This is a genomic window from Nonomuraea sp. NPDC050451, from assembly GCF_044458585.1.
Map to the genome: position 1 here is coordinate 293,420 of NZ_JBITHZ010000007.1, position 13,904 is coordinate 307,323.

A 13,904-nucleotide genomic window follows, 5' to 3' on the forward strand; every position below is an offset into this window, starting at 1 on the left:
GCCGGTGGATGATTTGGACGCTCCCAGTACGATGGCGCCCGTGCGACCCTGGGATGCGTTCACCTCCGCCGAGGCGGAGGTACGGGCGATGGTCGCGGACCCGCGCTGGCAAGGGCTTTCCGTCCCCGATCGGGCCCACGTACTGGCCGCCAGAATACTTGTGACCCCAGATGGCGACAGATGGCTCTTCGGGCTGCACGCGCGCTGGCATCTGCACGATCCGGCCGACGGCCGCTGGCACCTCGCGCCGCCTCCGAGGGGCACCCGGGCGCGCCAGGTGCAGCATCCCGCGGCTGTGCTGCCGGACGACGTGGTCCCGTACGGGGCCGACTTCCACGCCGAGCCCGGCTCCACCCAGGCGTTCATCGGCCCCGACGTCTCCGAGAGCCTCACCGAGCGGCTCAGGGTGCTGCTGCGGTCCAGCGGGCTCAAGTCGGAGCTGGAGTACCCGCTGACGGCGTTCGACGAGATCTTCGGCTCCGACGTGCCGAGCACGGTGGCGGCCGTCTGGGGCGCGATCATGTGGTGCGCGTACGCGCCCGCGTTCGACGGCAACGAGCGGCTGATCACGGTGTTCGGCGAGTATCTGCGCCGCCCGCTGCCCGGCGACGAGTGGGTGCGCTGGCTGCCCGCGCCGCCGCTGCTCGACCTCGCCACGCTCGTCGCCGAGCGACAGCGGGCGGGGCAGTCGCGGGCCGCGCTCAGGCTCGCCGCCACCATGGCGGACGCGGCCCAGATCCTGATGTCCGACACCCGCTTCAGGCCGCGGGCGCTCGCCCTGCTGACGATGGTCGAGCCCATGCTGCGCCGGCCGGGGCTCGACGACGCTCGCATGGACGCCGAGGCCCTGCGGGCGGCCTGGCTGGAGCGTTGCCCGCCGCGGCTGTGCCGGGCCCTGCTCGTCGAGAACGACCTGGAGGCGGACTTCTCGCACGCCGTCTACGACCTGGTGGAGGCGCTGGCCTTCATGCCCGACCCGCCCATGGCCGCCGCCACGTTCCTGGCCGACCTGTCGGACTCCAAGGGGCGGCTGCCGGCCCGGCTGGACCACCGGCTCAGGCGCGCGTACGAGGAGCTGGAGCGCGCCGGGCTGACCGGCACCTCAGCGAGCGAGTCGACCGAGCCGGACGGCTTCCCCGTGCCCGGTCAGGTGCTGACCAAGCCCGCGGCGGCGCTGGAGATCACGCCGCCGGACCGGGCGAGCACCGCGGCCGTGCTCGGGGCCGCGTACGCGACGGGGCTCGCGTGGGGCAGGCTGACGGGGGCCAAGGTGCCGGAGCGGGGACTGGCCGGGCAGACGGCGCTCGTGCGCAGACTCATCCACGAACGCGACGACAACCACACAGACCACACCTAAACCACAAATATCGTTATTTAACCCTTACTCCGCCTATATCGATCTAACGCTCAGGTAACAGGCAATTCTCCGAATTGTGATCTCTGATTCGGGAAATGATCGCCACGGGGCCCCGCGGTTCGGAAAGGAATGACTCCGATGGGCCATGTTGCCAGAAGGGTCTCCGCCGTAACCTCGTAGAGGGTGTGGGCTGCGGAAGGAAGGACGACGCGGTGGGGCACGATGACCTGGACTCTCGGGTCCATGACCGTGTCGCGTTGGACGAGATTGCGCTCTACGCCGAGGTGCTCACGGCCGTGGCTGTCAGCGAGCGGCGGCTGACCTTGGACGAACTCGACGACGCGCTCGGATTGCGGACTTCGGCGAGCCGCTGAAGGATCAACTCGATTACTAGCCCCGGAGACCTAGTTAGAAGGTTTCCGGGGTTTCCCATAACTAGTTAATCCCTCGGTACGACCTCCTTCTGAAGGAGGACCGCCGCGCCTATGAGCGGACGAGGCGCGCGATGGCCGCCGAGGCCTCCTTGACCTTCGCGTCGGCCTCCGGCCCGCCACTGTTGATCGCGTCCGCCACGCAGTGGGAGATGTGCTCCTCCAGCAGCCCCAGCGCCACCGCCTGGAGCGCCCGCGTGGCCGCGGAGACCTGGGTGAGCACGTCGATGCAGTAGGCGTCGTCATCGACCATGCGCTGCAGGCCCCTGATCTGACCCTCGATCCGCCTGAGACGCGTCAGATATGCCTGCTTGTCTCCGCTGTACCCATGCATGCTTCTAAGGTACCCGTAACGGGTGGGGGGTGCCCGGGTCGCTCAGCGGAGGTCGCCGATGAGCTTCTCCCACTGCTCGGCCACCTCGCCGGCCGCGTGGCGCACCGCGGTGTCCAGGGCCCCCGCCGCGAGCGAGCGCCGCCTGCGCTCGTCGTCGATCAGCGCCAGCAGGGCCGCCGCGAACAGCTCCAGGTCGCCCTCGGTCTCCGGCACCAGCACGCCGTTGTAGCCCGTCGCCACGAACTCCCTCGGCCCCCTGGCCCCGTCGAAGGCCACCACGGGCACGCCGCAGCCCATGGCCTCCAGCACCGACATGCCGAGGTCCTCGGTGAGCGAGGTGGTGGCCACGATCGACGCCTTGGCGAACTCGCCCGCCAGGTCGGGCGTCGTGCCCATGAAGTAGACGTGGTTGTGCAGGCTGAGCTCGCGGACCAGCGCGCGCAGCCGCCGCTCCTCCGGCCCGCCGCCGTACAGGCGCAGCCGCCAGTCGGGGCGCTTGTCCGCCACGATCGCGAACGCCTTGATCAGCCGGTCGTACGCCTTGACCGGCACCCACCGGCCGCCGGCGGCCACGATCCGGTTGTCCATCCGCGAGCGCGGCCACGGCCCGTCGGGCAGCGCGTCCAGCAGAGAGGTCACAGGGGGCCCGTCGGTGAGGAGCTTGCTCCACTCCTCCTGGGCCGACTCCGTGGCCGTCACGACAGCGTTCAGGCGCGGATAGAACCGTTTCACCGGCCCGGGGACGGCCGGCCTCCCCCACTCCCTGGCGATCTTCAGGGTCTCGCGGGGAGCGTGCCTCGCGGCCTGGACGCCGAGCCCCGGCCGCGTCGTGATCAGCACGTCGGACTTGAGGTTGCGCAGCAGCCGCCACAGCGCCACCTCGGCGCGCACCTGCCCGCGCGGGAACAGGTGCCTGACGCCCGGCCTGGCGTCGATCAGGCTGCGCATGGTCACCTTGGGCCCGACGGGGAAGAACGGCTTCTCCTTCTGCCGCCGGACGCTGATCACCTCGACGTCGTGCCGGTCGGACAGGGCGGTGGCGAGGTTCAGCGTGGCGCGGACGTCGCCTCTCATCGCGTACGCGGAGGCGAGGACCATGCTGACCTTCATCCGCCCACCTCGATCCGCAGCTCGTCGTCGGCGGTGTAGCAGGGTCTGATGGGGACGCCGTCGACCGTGGCCGAGGGATAGTGCAGCCGGCGTCTCTTGCCGTCGACGTCGTCGAGCCGCGAGCCCAGCTTGAGCGGCGTGGGCACGCCCTCGACCTCCAGGGCGGGCTCCCACGTGCCGGAGCTCGCCACGGCGTCGGGATCGGCGCCCACCACGTCCACGAGCGACACGGCGGCGTGGAAGCGCACGCCCTGCACGGTGGCGGTGGCCGACAGCCGCGCGTTGGTCTGTCTGCGGTCCAGTCTCAGCACGGCCTCATGGCGGGAGTCGTCGTCCTCGAGCCCGGTGTACGCCAGCAGGCCCATCACCTCGAAGCGCCCCTCCCTGAACCAGATCGAGCGGACCTCGGCCACCGGCTCGGCGTCGGAGATCTTCAGCGCCAGGAACCCGTTGCGCGTGCGGTACGAGCGGTAGGCGAGGGTCCGCCTGCACAGGGCGTACGCGTCGAGGTGGTCGAGCGAGAAGCCCGGATCCACGCTGCGCAGCCGGCTGCGCTTGCCCTCGCGACGCAGGTAGGCGTCCCAGCGCCCGGCGCTGAGCTCCAGCGGCGCGAGCGAGACCGCGACCGTGGCCTCGCGCGCCCGGGCGCCCGGCGTGCCGAGCCGCACGTCGCGTTCCACCCCCGTGGTGCGATGCCTGAGCACGAGTTCGGTGCCGTCTTCCAGTGGTGCGTCGATGGCGAGCCGGAGGGCGAGGACGTCGGCCAGAGTGACTTCGGCGTCCGTGACGACGACGCCCATCACGAGCCCCCTCCCCGTCGAATAGAGCCATGCGACGTTGAGGTTACCGTGATTTTCCCGTTATGTGGATGCTGGATTTCGTGCACTTGACCCGCTGACGTGCGGAACTCCTCCACAGGGGCTGTGAAGGAGTCCGACAATAGGCGGTCAGGAAGCGCCCTTGACCGATTTGATCAACAGCTGGGCCACGTCCACGACTTCGAGCGACTCCTTGGCCTCGCCGTTGTTCTTCTTCTCGTTGATCGCGTCGCCGAGCATCACCATGCAGAACGGGCAGGCGGTGGAGACGGTGTCGGGGTTGGTGGTCAGCGCCTCGTCCACGCGTTCGGTGTTGATGCGCTTGCCGATGCGCTCCTCCATCCACATGCGCGCGCCGCCGGCGCCGCAGCAGAACCCGCGGTCCTTGTGGCGGTGCATCTCCTGGGTCTGCACGCCCGGCACCTTGGACATGATGTCGCGGGGCTGGGAGTAGACCTTGTTGTGGCGGCCCAGGAAGCACGGGTCGTGGTAGGTGATCTTCTCCTCGATCGGGGTGATCGGGGTGAGCAGGCCCTCGTCCACCAGCTTCGACAGCAGCTGCGTGTGGTGCACCACCTCGTACGTGCCGCCGAGCTGCGGATATTCGTTGGCCAGGGTGTTGAAGCAGTGGGGGCAGGTGGCGACGATCTTCTTGACGCCGGCCTCGTTGAGGGTCTCGATGTTCTGCTGGGCGAGCATGTTGAACAGGTATTCCATGCCCAGGCGGCGGGCCGGGTCACCGGTGCACGCCTCCATCGGGCCGAGCACCGCGAACTTCACGCCCGCGATGTGCAGCAGCTCCGCCACGGCCTTGGTGGTCTTCTTGGCCCGGTCTTCGAGCGCGCCCGCGCAGCCCACCCAGAACAGGTATTCGGCGTCCTCGGGCATCTTGTCCTCGACGACCTCGACCTCGAAGTCGAGCTCCTCGATCCAGTCGGCCCGCTTCATCTCGGACATGCCCCACGGGTTGCCCTTGTTCTCCAGGTTCTTCACCATCACCCCCGCCTCGGACGGGAACGACGACTCCACCATCACCTGGTAGCGGCGCATGTCGAGGATGTGGTCGATGTGCTCGATGTCCACCGGGCACTGCTCGACGCAGGCGCCGCAGTTGGTGCACGACCAGAGCACGTCGGGGTGGATCACGCCGTCCTCGCCGACCAGCGGCTTCTCGAGCAACGCGAGCACGTCGGTGTCCTTGTGCTCGACGCCCTGCTGGGCGGCCAGCAGGTACGGGGCCACCTTGAAGGCGTGGTCACGCTGGTCGAGGATGAGCATCTTCGGCGAGAGCGGCTTGTCGGTGTTCCACGCCGGGCACTGCGACTGGCAGCGGCCGCACTCCGTGCAGGAGTAGAAGTCCAGGAAGCCCTTCCACGTGGTGTCGGCGATCTTGCCGCGACCGAGCTTCTCCGGGTCGAGGTCCTCGTCCTCGAAGTCGACGACCTTGCCGGCCACCCGCATCTCCGGCGCGCCGCCGAGGCCGTCGGGGCGGCGCGAGAAGAGCACGTTGAGGGGCGCGGTGAAGATGTGCAGGTGCTTGGAGTTGACCACGATGACCAGGAACACCAGCATGAAGCCGATGTGCAGCAGCAACGCGATCTCCTCCAGCAGCGCGCTGTCCGGCAGCACGTCGCCGAGCGCGAGCGAGACGAACGCGCCGGAAGAATAGGGGAAGTTGCCGTTGGCCGCCGACGCGCCCCTGGCCAGGAACAACGTCCAGATGATGTTGAAGATCATGAACAGGACGAGCCACGCGCCGCCGAGGTGGGAACCGGAGAAGCGGGAGCGGCGGCCGAGCTTGTCAGGGGAGTTCTTGATCCGGATAACCGCGAAGGCGATCAGGCCGAGCACGCAGGCGACCGCGATGAAGTCCTGCAGGAAGCCGAGCACGGCCCAGGTGCCGATCAGCGGGATGTGGAAGTCGGGCGTGCCGGTGATCGCGCCCTGGATGATCGCGCCGTACGCCTCGATGTAGACGGTCAGCAGGATGAAGAACGCCCACATGACGAAGAAGTGCGCGACGCCGGACGGCGTCCACTTCAGCAGCTTCTTCTGCCCGAACACCTCGACCAGCTGGGCCTTCATCTCGTCGGCCGCATGGGTCTTGGCGTAATCGATCCGCTCGGGCGCGGGCGGCCCCACGGTCGCCAGCTTGAACAGGAACAGCGCCCTGCGGCCGGCGACGGCCACCGCGAGGACGGTCATCACGAGCCCGATGATGGCTACCCAGAGCACAGGGTCCTCCCACAGAACGACGTTGGCTGTCAGCGTACGGTCACCCGTCGCACAGACCGCTACCCACATCCTACCGGCGAGTAACATTTCCGGCGTACGCGACATACCCTATGGTCATCGCCTTGCGCAGAACAATGCTCTAGCCGGTGAAGTACCTCTGGATGGTCGGCGCGAGCACCTCCACGAGCTCGTCGTGACTTGCGCTCGCCATCGGCTCCAGCTTGATCACGTAACGGGCCATGACCATGCCGAACATCTGCGCGAACGCCGCCTCGATCCGCAGGTGCGGCACCTTCATCCGGTCGGCCACCTGGTAGAGGAGCGCGTTCGTGAAGAACTCGCGGACCATCGTGACCGCCTGCTCGTTCGTCATGGCCGAGCGGATCAGCGCCAGCATCGGCTCGCGTGTCTCCGGCGAGGCGGTGACCTGCAGGATCAGGCGTGCGAGCCGCTCGCCGACCTCCTCGCGCGGGCCCTCGACCAGCACCCGGACGATGTTCTCAGGAGAGAACGGCAGCTGCATGGCCGCCGCGAACATGCCATCCTTCGTCTCGAAGTAGTGGTGCACGAGGGCGGGGTCGACCTTGGCCTCGCGGGCGATGCCGCGCACGGTGGCCTTGTCGAACCCCTTCTCCGCGAACACCTTCCTGGCCGCCGCGAGGATCTCCCCCCGAGTGTCAGCCGACCCGGGCCGACGCCCCGGCCGCTTCTTGTCCGTGCTCATGGCCTCCGCTCCGCAGAGGCGGCTCGGTCGCTGGGGAGCCGCCCGAGCGTCACCTACCCACCGCCAGGTAGACCCGCATGGGGACGGAGAGCACGCCTTCGGGGAACTCCCTGCGCAGCTCGCCGCGCTGCCGCTCGACCAGCTCGTCGGTGACCTCCGGCGGCAGGGCCGCCATGTAGGAGTGGGAGCGCAGGTCGAGCAGGAAGTCCTCGATGCCGACCAGCCGGGTCCAGGGGATCCAGCGCTCCTCGATCACCTCGAAGGCGGCGGCGATGGGCGGCGCCGACCACTGCTCGACCGCCGGCCCGTAGTAGGACGGCACCGCCTCCGCCAGGCGGGCCTCGTAGGCGGCCAGCCAGTCGGCCTGGGCCGCGTGATTGAAGTTCCAGCAGCCCACGATGGCACCCTGGGGCCGCAGCACCCGCCGGGCCTCGGCGATCGACGCCACGGGGTCGAGCCAGTGCCACGACTGCGCGTACGTCACCAGGTCGGCCACGCCGTCGGCCAGCGGCAGCGCGTTGCCGTCGGCCAGCACGGCCGCGACGGAGGGCGTCCCGCTCTCCGACCGGGAGACCAGGCGGGCCAGCATCTCCGCGCCCGGGTCGACCGCGATGACGTGGGAGCCGCGGGCCCTGAGCGCGCGCGTCATGATGCCGGTGCCCGCGCCGACGTCCACCGTGGTGGCGCCGTCGAGGTCGACGCCGGTCACCTCGGCCAGGGCGCGGTACATCTCGTCGGGATAGTGCGGCCGGCCCGCGTCGTACGCGTCGGCCACCCGCTCGAACATCCTGCCCAGACCCCTGATCGGCCCTATGTTCATGAGGTCGCCGCCAGGTGCAGCCGGGCGAACGCCAGTCCCTCCGCCAGGTCGTCGATCCGCTCGGTGCGGCTGGCCGCCTTGCGGGTGTTGATCTCCAGCACCACCAGCCCCGTGTAGCCGGTGTTGGCCAGGCGCTCCAGCATCGGGGCGCACGGCTGGTTGCCCCTGCCGGGCACGAGGTGCTCGTCCTTGTTGGTCACCCCTAGGCCGTCGGCCAGGTGGAGGTGGGCCAGCCGGTCGCCGAGCTTGACGGCCATCTCCATGGCGTCGGAGCCGGACACGGCCGTGTGCGACAGGTCGAGCGTGACCTGCGGGAAGTCGTAGTCGATCGGGTTCCAGTCGGGCGAGTAAGGCACCACGTCGTTGCCCCTGGCCTTCAGGGGGAACATGTTCTCGACGGCGAACGTGACGTCGGTCTCGTCACGCATCCTGGCCAGCCCCGTCTCGAACTCGCGGGCATAGTCGCGCTGCCAGCGGAACGGCGGGTGGACCACGACCGTCGCGGCGCCCAGCCGTTCGGCGGCCTTCTGCGCCTTCACCAGTTTGGCCCAGGGATCACGGCCCCAGACGCGCTGGGTGACCAGCAGGCAGGGCGCGTGGATGGCCAGCACGGGGACCTGATAGTGGTCGGACAGCCGCTCGATCACGTCGATGTCCTGACTCACGGGGTCTGCGCCCACCATGATCTCGACACCGTCGTAACCCAGGCGCGCGGCCAGCTCGAACGCGTCGGGAGTGCGTTCCGGATATACCGAAGCAGTGGACAATGCGATCTTCGCATTGGGCACGCGGATGACATCAGCCACGCTGCCAGCCTAAGCCGGTGGAGCCGTTCTGGCGCGAAAGCCCCTTTGGTGAGCCGCGTCCGGCGGCTGGCTTAACTTTGGGGCATGCCACGGATAGCGAAAGGTGCGATCCCGAGCCCGAACATCTGGAACACGCCCCAGATCTACGAGCTGGAGAACCGCGCCGTCGACCCCCAAGGCGCGGCCGACGCGGCGATGCGCGCCCTGCGCCCCTGGAACGGCGCCACCGTGCTCGACATCGGCTGCGGCACCGGGTTCCACCTGCCCGCGCTGGCGTCCGAGGCCGCGCAGGTGGTCGGCGTGGAGCCGCACGGCGACCTGGCCGCGCTCGCCGTGCGCCGCTGCGCCGCGCTGGGCAACGTGGCCGTCCACGCCGCCGCGGCCCAGGACCTGCCGCTGCCCGACGCGAGCGTGGACGTGGCCATCGCGCGCTGGGCGTACTTCTTCGGCCCCGGCTGCGAGCCGGGCCTGCGCGAGCTGACCCGCGTGGTACGTCGTGGCGGCGCGGCCTTCGTCCTCGACCTCGACGCCACGCGGGGGGCGTTCGGCCGCTGGTTCTCGCGTACGGTGCCGACGTACTCCGTCAGGGAGGTCGAGTCGTTCTGGGACCGCCAGGGCTGGCAGCGGCGGCCTCTGGACCTCAGGATGGTCTTCGAGCGGCGGGCGGACCTGGAGGCGGTGCTGCGCATCGAGTTCACGCCCGAGGTGGCCGAGCAGGCCATCGCCGAGACGCCCGGCCTGGAGCTCCCCTATCCGAACGTGCTGCGCTGGCGCTACTACTGAGTTGATGGCCTCAGTCCAGGCGGCGGCGCTTTCTCGCTTGACATTGACGTCGGTGTCAACGTTTACCGTGAAGGCATGCGCATCGGAGAGCTGGCGGAACGAACGGGGGTGAGCACCCGCTCACTTCGCTATTACGAGCAGCACGGCCTGCTCAGAGCCCGTCGCGGGTCCAACGGCTACCGTGACTACAGCGAGGACGACGTCAGGCTGGTGTCCGAGATCCGGGCGCTGCTCAGCATCGGGTTCACGCTGGAGGACACCCGGCCGTTCATCGACTGCCTGCGCCGGGGGCACAGCTCGGGAGGCTCGTGCGCGGAGTCGGTCGAGGTCTACGAGCGCAAGCTCAACGAGATCGACGAGGAGATCCGCGTCCTGCTCGCCCGCCGTGCCGAGGTCGCCGCCCAGCTCGCGCAATCTTGCCCAGGTTGCTTCGTAAGGGGATAGACATGATCACGCTGACCACCGAGAACTTCGAGGAGCAGGTGCTCAAGAGCGACAAGCCGGTGCTGGTCGAGTTCTGGGCGGAGTGGTGCGGGCCGTGCCGCATGGTGGCGCCGGTGCTGGACCAGATCGAGGCGGAGCACGGGCTGACCATCGGCAAGCTCAACACCGACGAAAATCCCGAGACCATGGCCCGCTACGGCGTGATGGGCATCCCGACGATGCTGCTGTTCGAGAACGGCGAGCCGGTCAAGCAGATCGTCGGCGCCAAGCCCAAGCGCATGCTGGTCTCCGAGCTCGGCCTGGCGTAGCGCCGGGGCCCGCGCCTGTCGAGGATTGTCGGCGCGTCCCGCTAGCCTGCTCGACATGGCCAAGACTGCCCAGAAGCCCGGATACCGCTGCGCCGAGTGCGGGTGGCGCACCACCAAGTGGGTGGGCAGGTGCGGCGAGTGCCAGGCGTGGGGCACGGTCGAGGAGGAGGGCTCGCGCGCCGGCGCCAATGTCGTCCAGGCCGGCGCCATCACCTCGCCCGCGGTGCCGATCGGGCAGGTCAAGGCCGAGGTGGCGGCCGCGCGCACGACCGGCGTCGGCGAGCTCGACCGGGTGCTCGGCGGCGGCCTGGTGCCGGGGGCGGTGGTGCTGCTCGCGGGCGAGCCGGGCATCGGCAAGTCCACGCTCCTGCTCGAGGCCGCGGCCCGCATCGCCGAGCGCGAGACCGTCCTCTACGTGACGGGCGAGGAGTCGGCGGCCCAGGTGCGGCTGCGGGCCGACCGCATCGGCGCGATCCGCGACCGCCTCTTCCTCGCGGCCGAGACCGAGCTGTCGGCCCTGATCGCCCACGTGGAGAAGGTCGAGCCCACGCTGCTCGTGGTCGACTCGGTGCAGACGATCGGCTCGGCGCAGGCCACCGGCGTGCCCGGCGGGGTGACGCAGGTGCGCGAGGTGGCCGCCAACCTGGTCCGCCTGGCCAAGGAGCGCAACATGGCCACCGTGCTGGTCGGCCATGTCACCAAGGAGGGCTCGATCGCGGGCCCGCGCACGCTGGAGCACCTGGTCGACGTCGTGCTCAACTTCGAGGGCGACCGCCACTCCAGGCTGCGCATGGTGCGCGCGATCAAAAACCGGTTCGGGCCGACCGACGAGGTCGGCTGCTTCGACCTGCACGAGCGCGGCATCGAGGGCATCACCGACCCGAGCGGCCTGTTCGTCTCGCGGCGCAGCGAGCCGGTGGCCGGCACCTGCGTCACCGTCACGGTCGAGGGCACCCGCCCGCTTCCCGCCGAGGTCCAGGCGCTGGTCGCCCGCACCGAGGCGCAGCAGCCCAGACGCACGTCGTCGGGCCTCGACACCTACCGCGTCCAGATGATCCTCGCGGTGCTGGAGCGCCGGCTCAACGCCCGGCTGGGCGGCTGCGACGTGTTCACCGCGACCGTGGGCGGCATCAAGCTGGCCGACCCGGCCGTCGACCTGTCGGTCATGCTCGCCGTCGCGAGCGCCGCCGGCGACAAGCCGCTGCCGCCGGGCCTGGTGGCGCTCGGCGAGGTGGGCCTGGCCGGCGAGCTGCGCCCGGTCAAGGACGTACGCAGGAGGCTGACGGAGGCGGCCAGGCTCGGTTTCAAGCGGGCCCTCGTGCCGACCGGATCGCTCGAAGAAGCCGGCCGCAAGCGTAACGGACAGCGTGCTCTGGTGCCTGTGGGGCCGGTGGCGTTCGCACCGGGGTTCGAGGTGGTGCAGGCGGAGAACGTCTGGGACGCCCTGACGCACGTGACCTAGCGCGGCTAAGCTGAGCGTGACCGATCGACACGGGGGTCAGGTGGATAGGAGTCTGGACGACCGCCGTCGCGAGGCCTTGGCCGCGGTGGCCCCGGGCACGCCTCTGCGCGACGGCCTGGAGCGGATCCTGCGCGGGCAGACCGGCGGGCTGATCGTGCTCGGCTACAACACGGTCGTCGAGGAGCTGTGCAGCGGCGGTTTCGAGCTCGACGTCGACTTCTCCGCCACCAGGCTGCGCGAGCTGGCCAAGATGGACGGCGCCATCGTGCTGAGCGGCGACCACAAGATCGTACGCGCCGCCGTGCACCTGGTGCCCGACCCGTCCATCCCCACCGACGAGTCCGGCACCCGCCACCGCACCGCCCAGCGCGTGGCCCGGCAGACCGGCCTGCCCATCATCGCCATCAGCAAGTCGATGCGCATCATCGCCCTCTACCTCGACGGCATCCGCTACGTGCTGGAGGAGTCGGCGGCCATCCTCTCCAAGGCCAACCAGGCCCTGGCCACCCTAGAGCGCTACAAGCACCGCCTCGACGAGGTCTCCGGCACCCTGTCGGCGCTGGAGATCGAGGACCTGGTCACGGTCAGAGACGTGTCCGCGGTGGCCCAGCGGCTGGAGATGGTCCGCCGGATCTCCGACGAGATCAAGGGCTACGTGGTGGAGCTGGGCACGGACGGCCGCCTGCTCTCCCTGCAGCTGGACGAGCTGGTAGCGGGGGTCGACTCGGAGCGGGAACTGGTCATCCGCGACTACCTCCCCGCCCCCTCGGGCCGCCGCCAGCGCCGCCTGGTCGAGGCGGTGCACGACCTCGACAAGCTGTCGGGCAGCGAGCTGCTCGACCTCTCGGCCGTCGCCCACGTCCTGGGCCACACCGGCGCCGACAAACTGGAAAGCCCGGTCAGCCCCCGCGGCTTCCGCCTCCTCGCCAAGGTCCCCCGCCTCCCGGCCACGGTGGTCGACCGCCTGGTCAACCATTTCGGCGGCCTGCAGAAGCTGCTGGCGGCGAGCATCGACGACCTGCAGGCGGTTGGCGGGGTCGGCGAGTCACGCGCCCGCAGCGTCCGCGAGGGCCTCTCCCGCCTCGCCGAATCCTCCATCCTGGAGCGCTACGTCTAGCATTACGGGGACGCTACGAAGCAGCGACAGGACGGCCTTCTCGCGCATCCACGCCTGGGAGGTCGGGGCCTGGTGCCGCACGCCCTGTTGTCGACTGACGGTGTCAGCCCGTGCTGAGTGGCGCGGTCTACTCGGCGTCGAGCTGGTGGTCGGCCCAGACGTAGCTTTCGGGTAGCAAATCGGTGATGAGGACCGTTCGGATGCGGTCGTCTTTGCCGACGATGACCTTGAGGGCGGGGAAGTAGTCGAGAAGGACCTGACGGCAGCGGCCGCATGGGGGGACGATGCCTCGGTCGCGGTCGCCCACGGCGACGATCGTGTCCAGCTCGTAGGCGCCCTGGGCGGCTGCCGTGCCGATGAGGACCAGCTCGGCGCAGGGTCCTCCCGTGAAGTGGTAGGCGTTCATCGCGGTGACGATCCGGCCGTCCCTGGCACGGGCTGCGGCTGCCATGGTGTGGTTGTCACCCCGGCAGCGCGTGCGGGCCACGTGCGCCGCGGCCTGGATGAGTTCGTGGTCGACGTGGTGGGTCTGCGTGGTCATCTTCTCTGCCTTCGTCAGATGTCAGGCGACGTCGACAAGAGCGACGAGGGCGCGTCGGGTCAGTTACATCTGACGTGGCCCTAGTTGACTCTGAGGCAATCCTGCTTGGCCACCACGAGGCTCATCTCGACCACTTCGCCCTTGCGCTCGTTGAAGAGGTAGTACGCCTTCTTGTTGCCGGGCACGGTGGCGGCGGGGTAGCCGCCCGGGCCGCGCCGCAGCTTGCGGTAGGAGGCCTTGAGCTGGGCGCTGGTGGAGCCTATACCGATGCCCTGAGGGGTCCTGGCGCCGGGGGGCGCGACGATCACGACCACGCCGAGCTTCTTCGAGATGTACATCCCCACGCGGTACTCGGGGTACGGGTTCTCCTTGAGGTCCCACGTCGTGCACCTGGCGGAGTCTCCGTCGGGCTTGTGCACGATCCTCCCGGTCGCCTTCGCCTTCGCGGCGGTCATCCCGAGCCTCAGGTTGCCGTACCCGAACGGCCCGAAGGCCGGCTTGCGCTCGGCGGCGACGGACGCGGACGCGACACCGACCGGCAGCAAGCCCGCGGCCAGCACCGCCACCAGAACCGAACGGCCGATCGTCTGCCTCATAACGACTCCTCCATGATC

15 protein-coding genes are annotated in these 13,904 nt (G+C 69.6%); 6 read left to right on the forward strand and 9 right to left on the reverse strand.

What is annotated here, in order from left to right:
- Positions 1-31 precede the first annotated feature (31 nt).
- On the forward strand, positions 32-1,357 hold the full coding sequence (locus ACIBI9_RS24385) for a hypothetical protein (protein ID WP_397224521.1): 1,326 nt from the start codon (positions 32-34) through the stop codon (positions 1,355-1,357).
- A gap of 483 nt (positions 1,358-1,840) precedes the next feature.
- On the opposite strand, the gene ACIBI9_RS24390 is transcribed toward ACIBI9_RS24385, so the two are convergent.
- From ACIBI9_RS24390 to ACIBI9_RS24420, 7 genes are all read right to left on the reverse strand, one after another.
- Positions 1,841-2,122 carry a metal-sensitive transcriptional regulator gene (locus ACIBI9_RS24390; protein ID WP_138670633.1) on the reverse strand — a complete coding sequence of 94 codons (282 nt, stop codon included), beginning with the start codon at positions 2,120-2,122 and terminating at the stop codon, positions 1,841-1,843.
- A 42-nt stretch (positions 2,123-2,164) separates the two neighbouring features.
- The gene (locus ACIBI9_RS24395) at positions 2,165-3,232 is read right to left on the reverse strand and encodes a glycosyltransferase (RefSeq protein WP_397224524.1); all 1,068 of its coding nucleotides are present in this window, start codon (positions 3,230-3,232) and stop codon (positions 2,165-2,167) included.
- Positions 3,229-4,032, reverse strand: coding sequence for a hypothetical protein (locus ACIBI9_RS24400; protein ID WP_397224527.1), 804 nt, complete (start codon positions 4,030-4,032; stop codon positions 3,229-3,231). The genes ACIBI9_RS24395 and ACIBI9_RS24400 overlap by 4 nt, the downstream gene beginning before the upstream one ends.
- Positions 4,033-4,179: 147 nt before the next feature.
- A complete protein-coding gene (locus tag ACIBI9_RS24405; protein ID WP_397224529.1) occupies positions 4,180-6,285 on the reverse strand; it encodes a (Fe-S)-binding protein in 2,106 nt (701 codons plus the stop codon).
- Between the two features lie 139 nt (positions 6,286-6,424).
- Positions 6,425-7,009, reverse strand: coding sequence for a TetR family transcriptional regulator (locus tag ACIBI9_RS24410; protein ID WP_397224532.1), 585 nt, complete (start codon positions 7,007-7,009; stop codon positions 6,425-6,427).
- A 49-nt stretch (positions 7,010-7,058) separates the two neighbouring features.
- Positions 7,059-7,829 carry a class I SAM-dependent methyltransferase gene (locus ACIBI9_RS24415; protein ID WP_397224534.1) on the reverse strand — a complete coding sequence of 257 codons (771 nt, stop codon included), beginning with the start codon at positions 7,827-7,829 and terminating at the stop codon, positions 7,059-7,061.
- Positions 7,826-8,635, reverse strand: a complete 810-nt coding sequence (locus ACIBI9_RS24420; protein WP_397224536.1) for a sugar phosphate isomerase/epimerase family protein — start codon at positions 8,633-8,635, stop codon at positions 7,826-7,828. The genes ACIBI9_RS24415 and ACIBI9_RS24420 overlap by 4 nt, the downstream gene beginning before the upstream one ends.
- Positions 8,636-8,719: 84 nt before the next feature.
- Here ACIBI9_RS24420 and ACIBI9_RS24425 point away from each other — a divergent pair, with 84 nt between their 5' ends.
- The 5 genes from ACIBI9_RS24425 to disA all read left to right on the forward strand — a co-directional run bounded on the left by ACIBI9_RS24425 (position 8,720) and on the right by disA (position 12,749).
- The gene (locus tag ACIBI9_RS24425; protein ID WP_397224538.1) at positions 8,720-9,418 is read left to right on the forward strand and encodes a class I SAM-dependent methyltransferase; all 699 of its coding nucleotides are present in this window, start codon (positions 8,720-8,722) and stop codon (positions 9,416-9,418) included.
- A 75-nt stretch (positions 9,419-9,493) separates the two neighbouring features.
- Positions 9,494-9,862 (forward strand): MerR family transcriptional regulator, encoded by a 369-nt coding sequence (locus ACIBI9_RS24430; RefSeq protein WP_350723717.1) that lies wholly within the window; start codon positions 9,494-9,496, stop codon positions 9,860-9,862.
- Between the two features lie 2 nt (positions 9,863-9,864).
- Positions 9,865-10,170 (forward strand): thioredoxin, encoded by a 306-nt coding sequence (gene trxA / locus ACIBI9_RS24435; RefSeq protein WP_357738041.1) that lies wholly within the window; start codon positions 9,865-9,867, stop codon positions 10,168-10,170.
- 55 nt (positions 10,171-10,225) lie between these two features.
- A complete protein-coding gene (gene radA, locus ACIBI9_RS24440; protein WP_397224541.1) occupies positions 10,226-11,632 on the forward strand; it encodes a DNA repair protein RadA in 1,407 nt (468 codons plus the stop codon).
- Between the two features lie 40 nt (positions 11,633-11,672).
- Complete coding sequence (gene disA, locus ACIBI9_RS24445; RefSeq protein ID WP_397224543.1) at positions 11,673-12,749, forward strand: DNA integrity scanning diadenylate cyclase DisA; 1,077 nt, start codon at positions 11,673-11,675, stop codon at positions 12,747-12,749.
- A gap of 127 nt (positions 12,750-12,876) precedes the next feature.
- On the opposite strand, the gene ACIBI9_RS24450 is transcribed toward disA, so the two are convergent.
- Both ACIBI9_RS24450 and ACIBI9_RS24455 read right to left on the reverse strand, forming a co-directional pair.
- Positions 12,877-13,290, reverse strand: coding sequence for a cytidine deaminase (locus ACIBI9_RS24450; RefSeq protein ID WP_397224545.1), 414 nt, complete (start codon positions 13,288-13,290; stop codon positions 12,877-12,879).
- A gap of 80 nt (positions 13,291-13,370) precedes the next feature.
- On the reverse strand, positions 13,371-13,886 hold the full coding sequence (locus ACIBI9_RS24455; RefSeq protein ID WP_397224547.1) for a hypothetical protein: 516 nt from the start codon (positions 13,884-13,886) through the stop codon (positions 13,371-13,373).
- Positions 13,887-13,904: the final 18 nt, after the last annotated feature.

Coding starts and splice junctions, on each gene's coding strand:
- ACIBI9_RS24400 (WP_397224527.1), bottom strand. CDS start 4,032: ATGGGCGTCGTCGTCACGGACGCCGAAGTCACTCTGGCCGACGTCCTC.
- ACIBI9_RS24390 (WP_138670633.1), bottom strand. CDS start 2,122: ATGCATGGGTACAGCGGAGACAAGCAGGCATATCTGACGCGTCTCAGG.
- trxA (WP_357738041.1), top strand. CDS start 9,865: ATGATCACGCTGACCACCGAGAACTTCGAGGAGCAGGTGCTCAAGAGC.
- radA (WP_397224541.1), top strand. CDS start 10,226: ATGGCCAAGACTGCCCAGAAGCCCGGATACCGCTGCGCCGAGTGCGGG.
- ACIBI9_RS24395 (WP_397224524.1), bottom strand. CDS start 3,232: ATGAAGGTCAGCATGGTCCTCGCCTCCGCGTACGCGATGAGAGGCGAC.
- ACIBI9_RS24430 (WP_350723717.1), top strand. CDS start 9,494: ATGCGCATCGGAGAGCTGGCGGAACGAACGGGGGTGAGCACCCGCTCA.
- ACIBI9_RS24450 (WP_397224545.1), bottom strand. CDS start 13,290: ATGACCACGCAGACCCACCACGTCGACCACGAACTCATCCAGGCCGCG.
- ACIBI9_RS24410 (WP_397224532.1), bottom strand. CDS start 7,009: ATGAGCACGGACAAGAAGCGGCCGGGGCGTCGGCCCGGGTCGGCTGAC.
- ACIBI9_RS24415 (WP_397224534.1), bottom strand. CDS start 7,829: ATGAACATAGGGCCGATCAGGGGTCTGGGCAGGATGTTCGAGCGGGTG.
- ACIBI9_RS24425 (WP_397224538.1), top strand. CDS start 8,720: ATGCCACGGATAGCGAAAGGTGCGATCCCGAGCCCGAACATCTGGAAC.
- ACIBI9_RS24455 (WP_397224547.1), bottom strand. CDS start 13,886: ATGAGGCAGACGATCGGCCGTTCGGTTCTGGTGGCGGTGCTGGCCGCG.
- ACIBI9_RS24385 (WP_397224521.1), top strand. CDS start 32: ATGGCGCCCGTGCGACCCTGGGATGCGTTCACCTCCGCCGAGGCGGAG.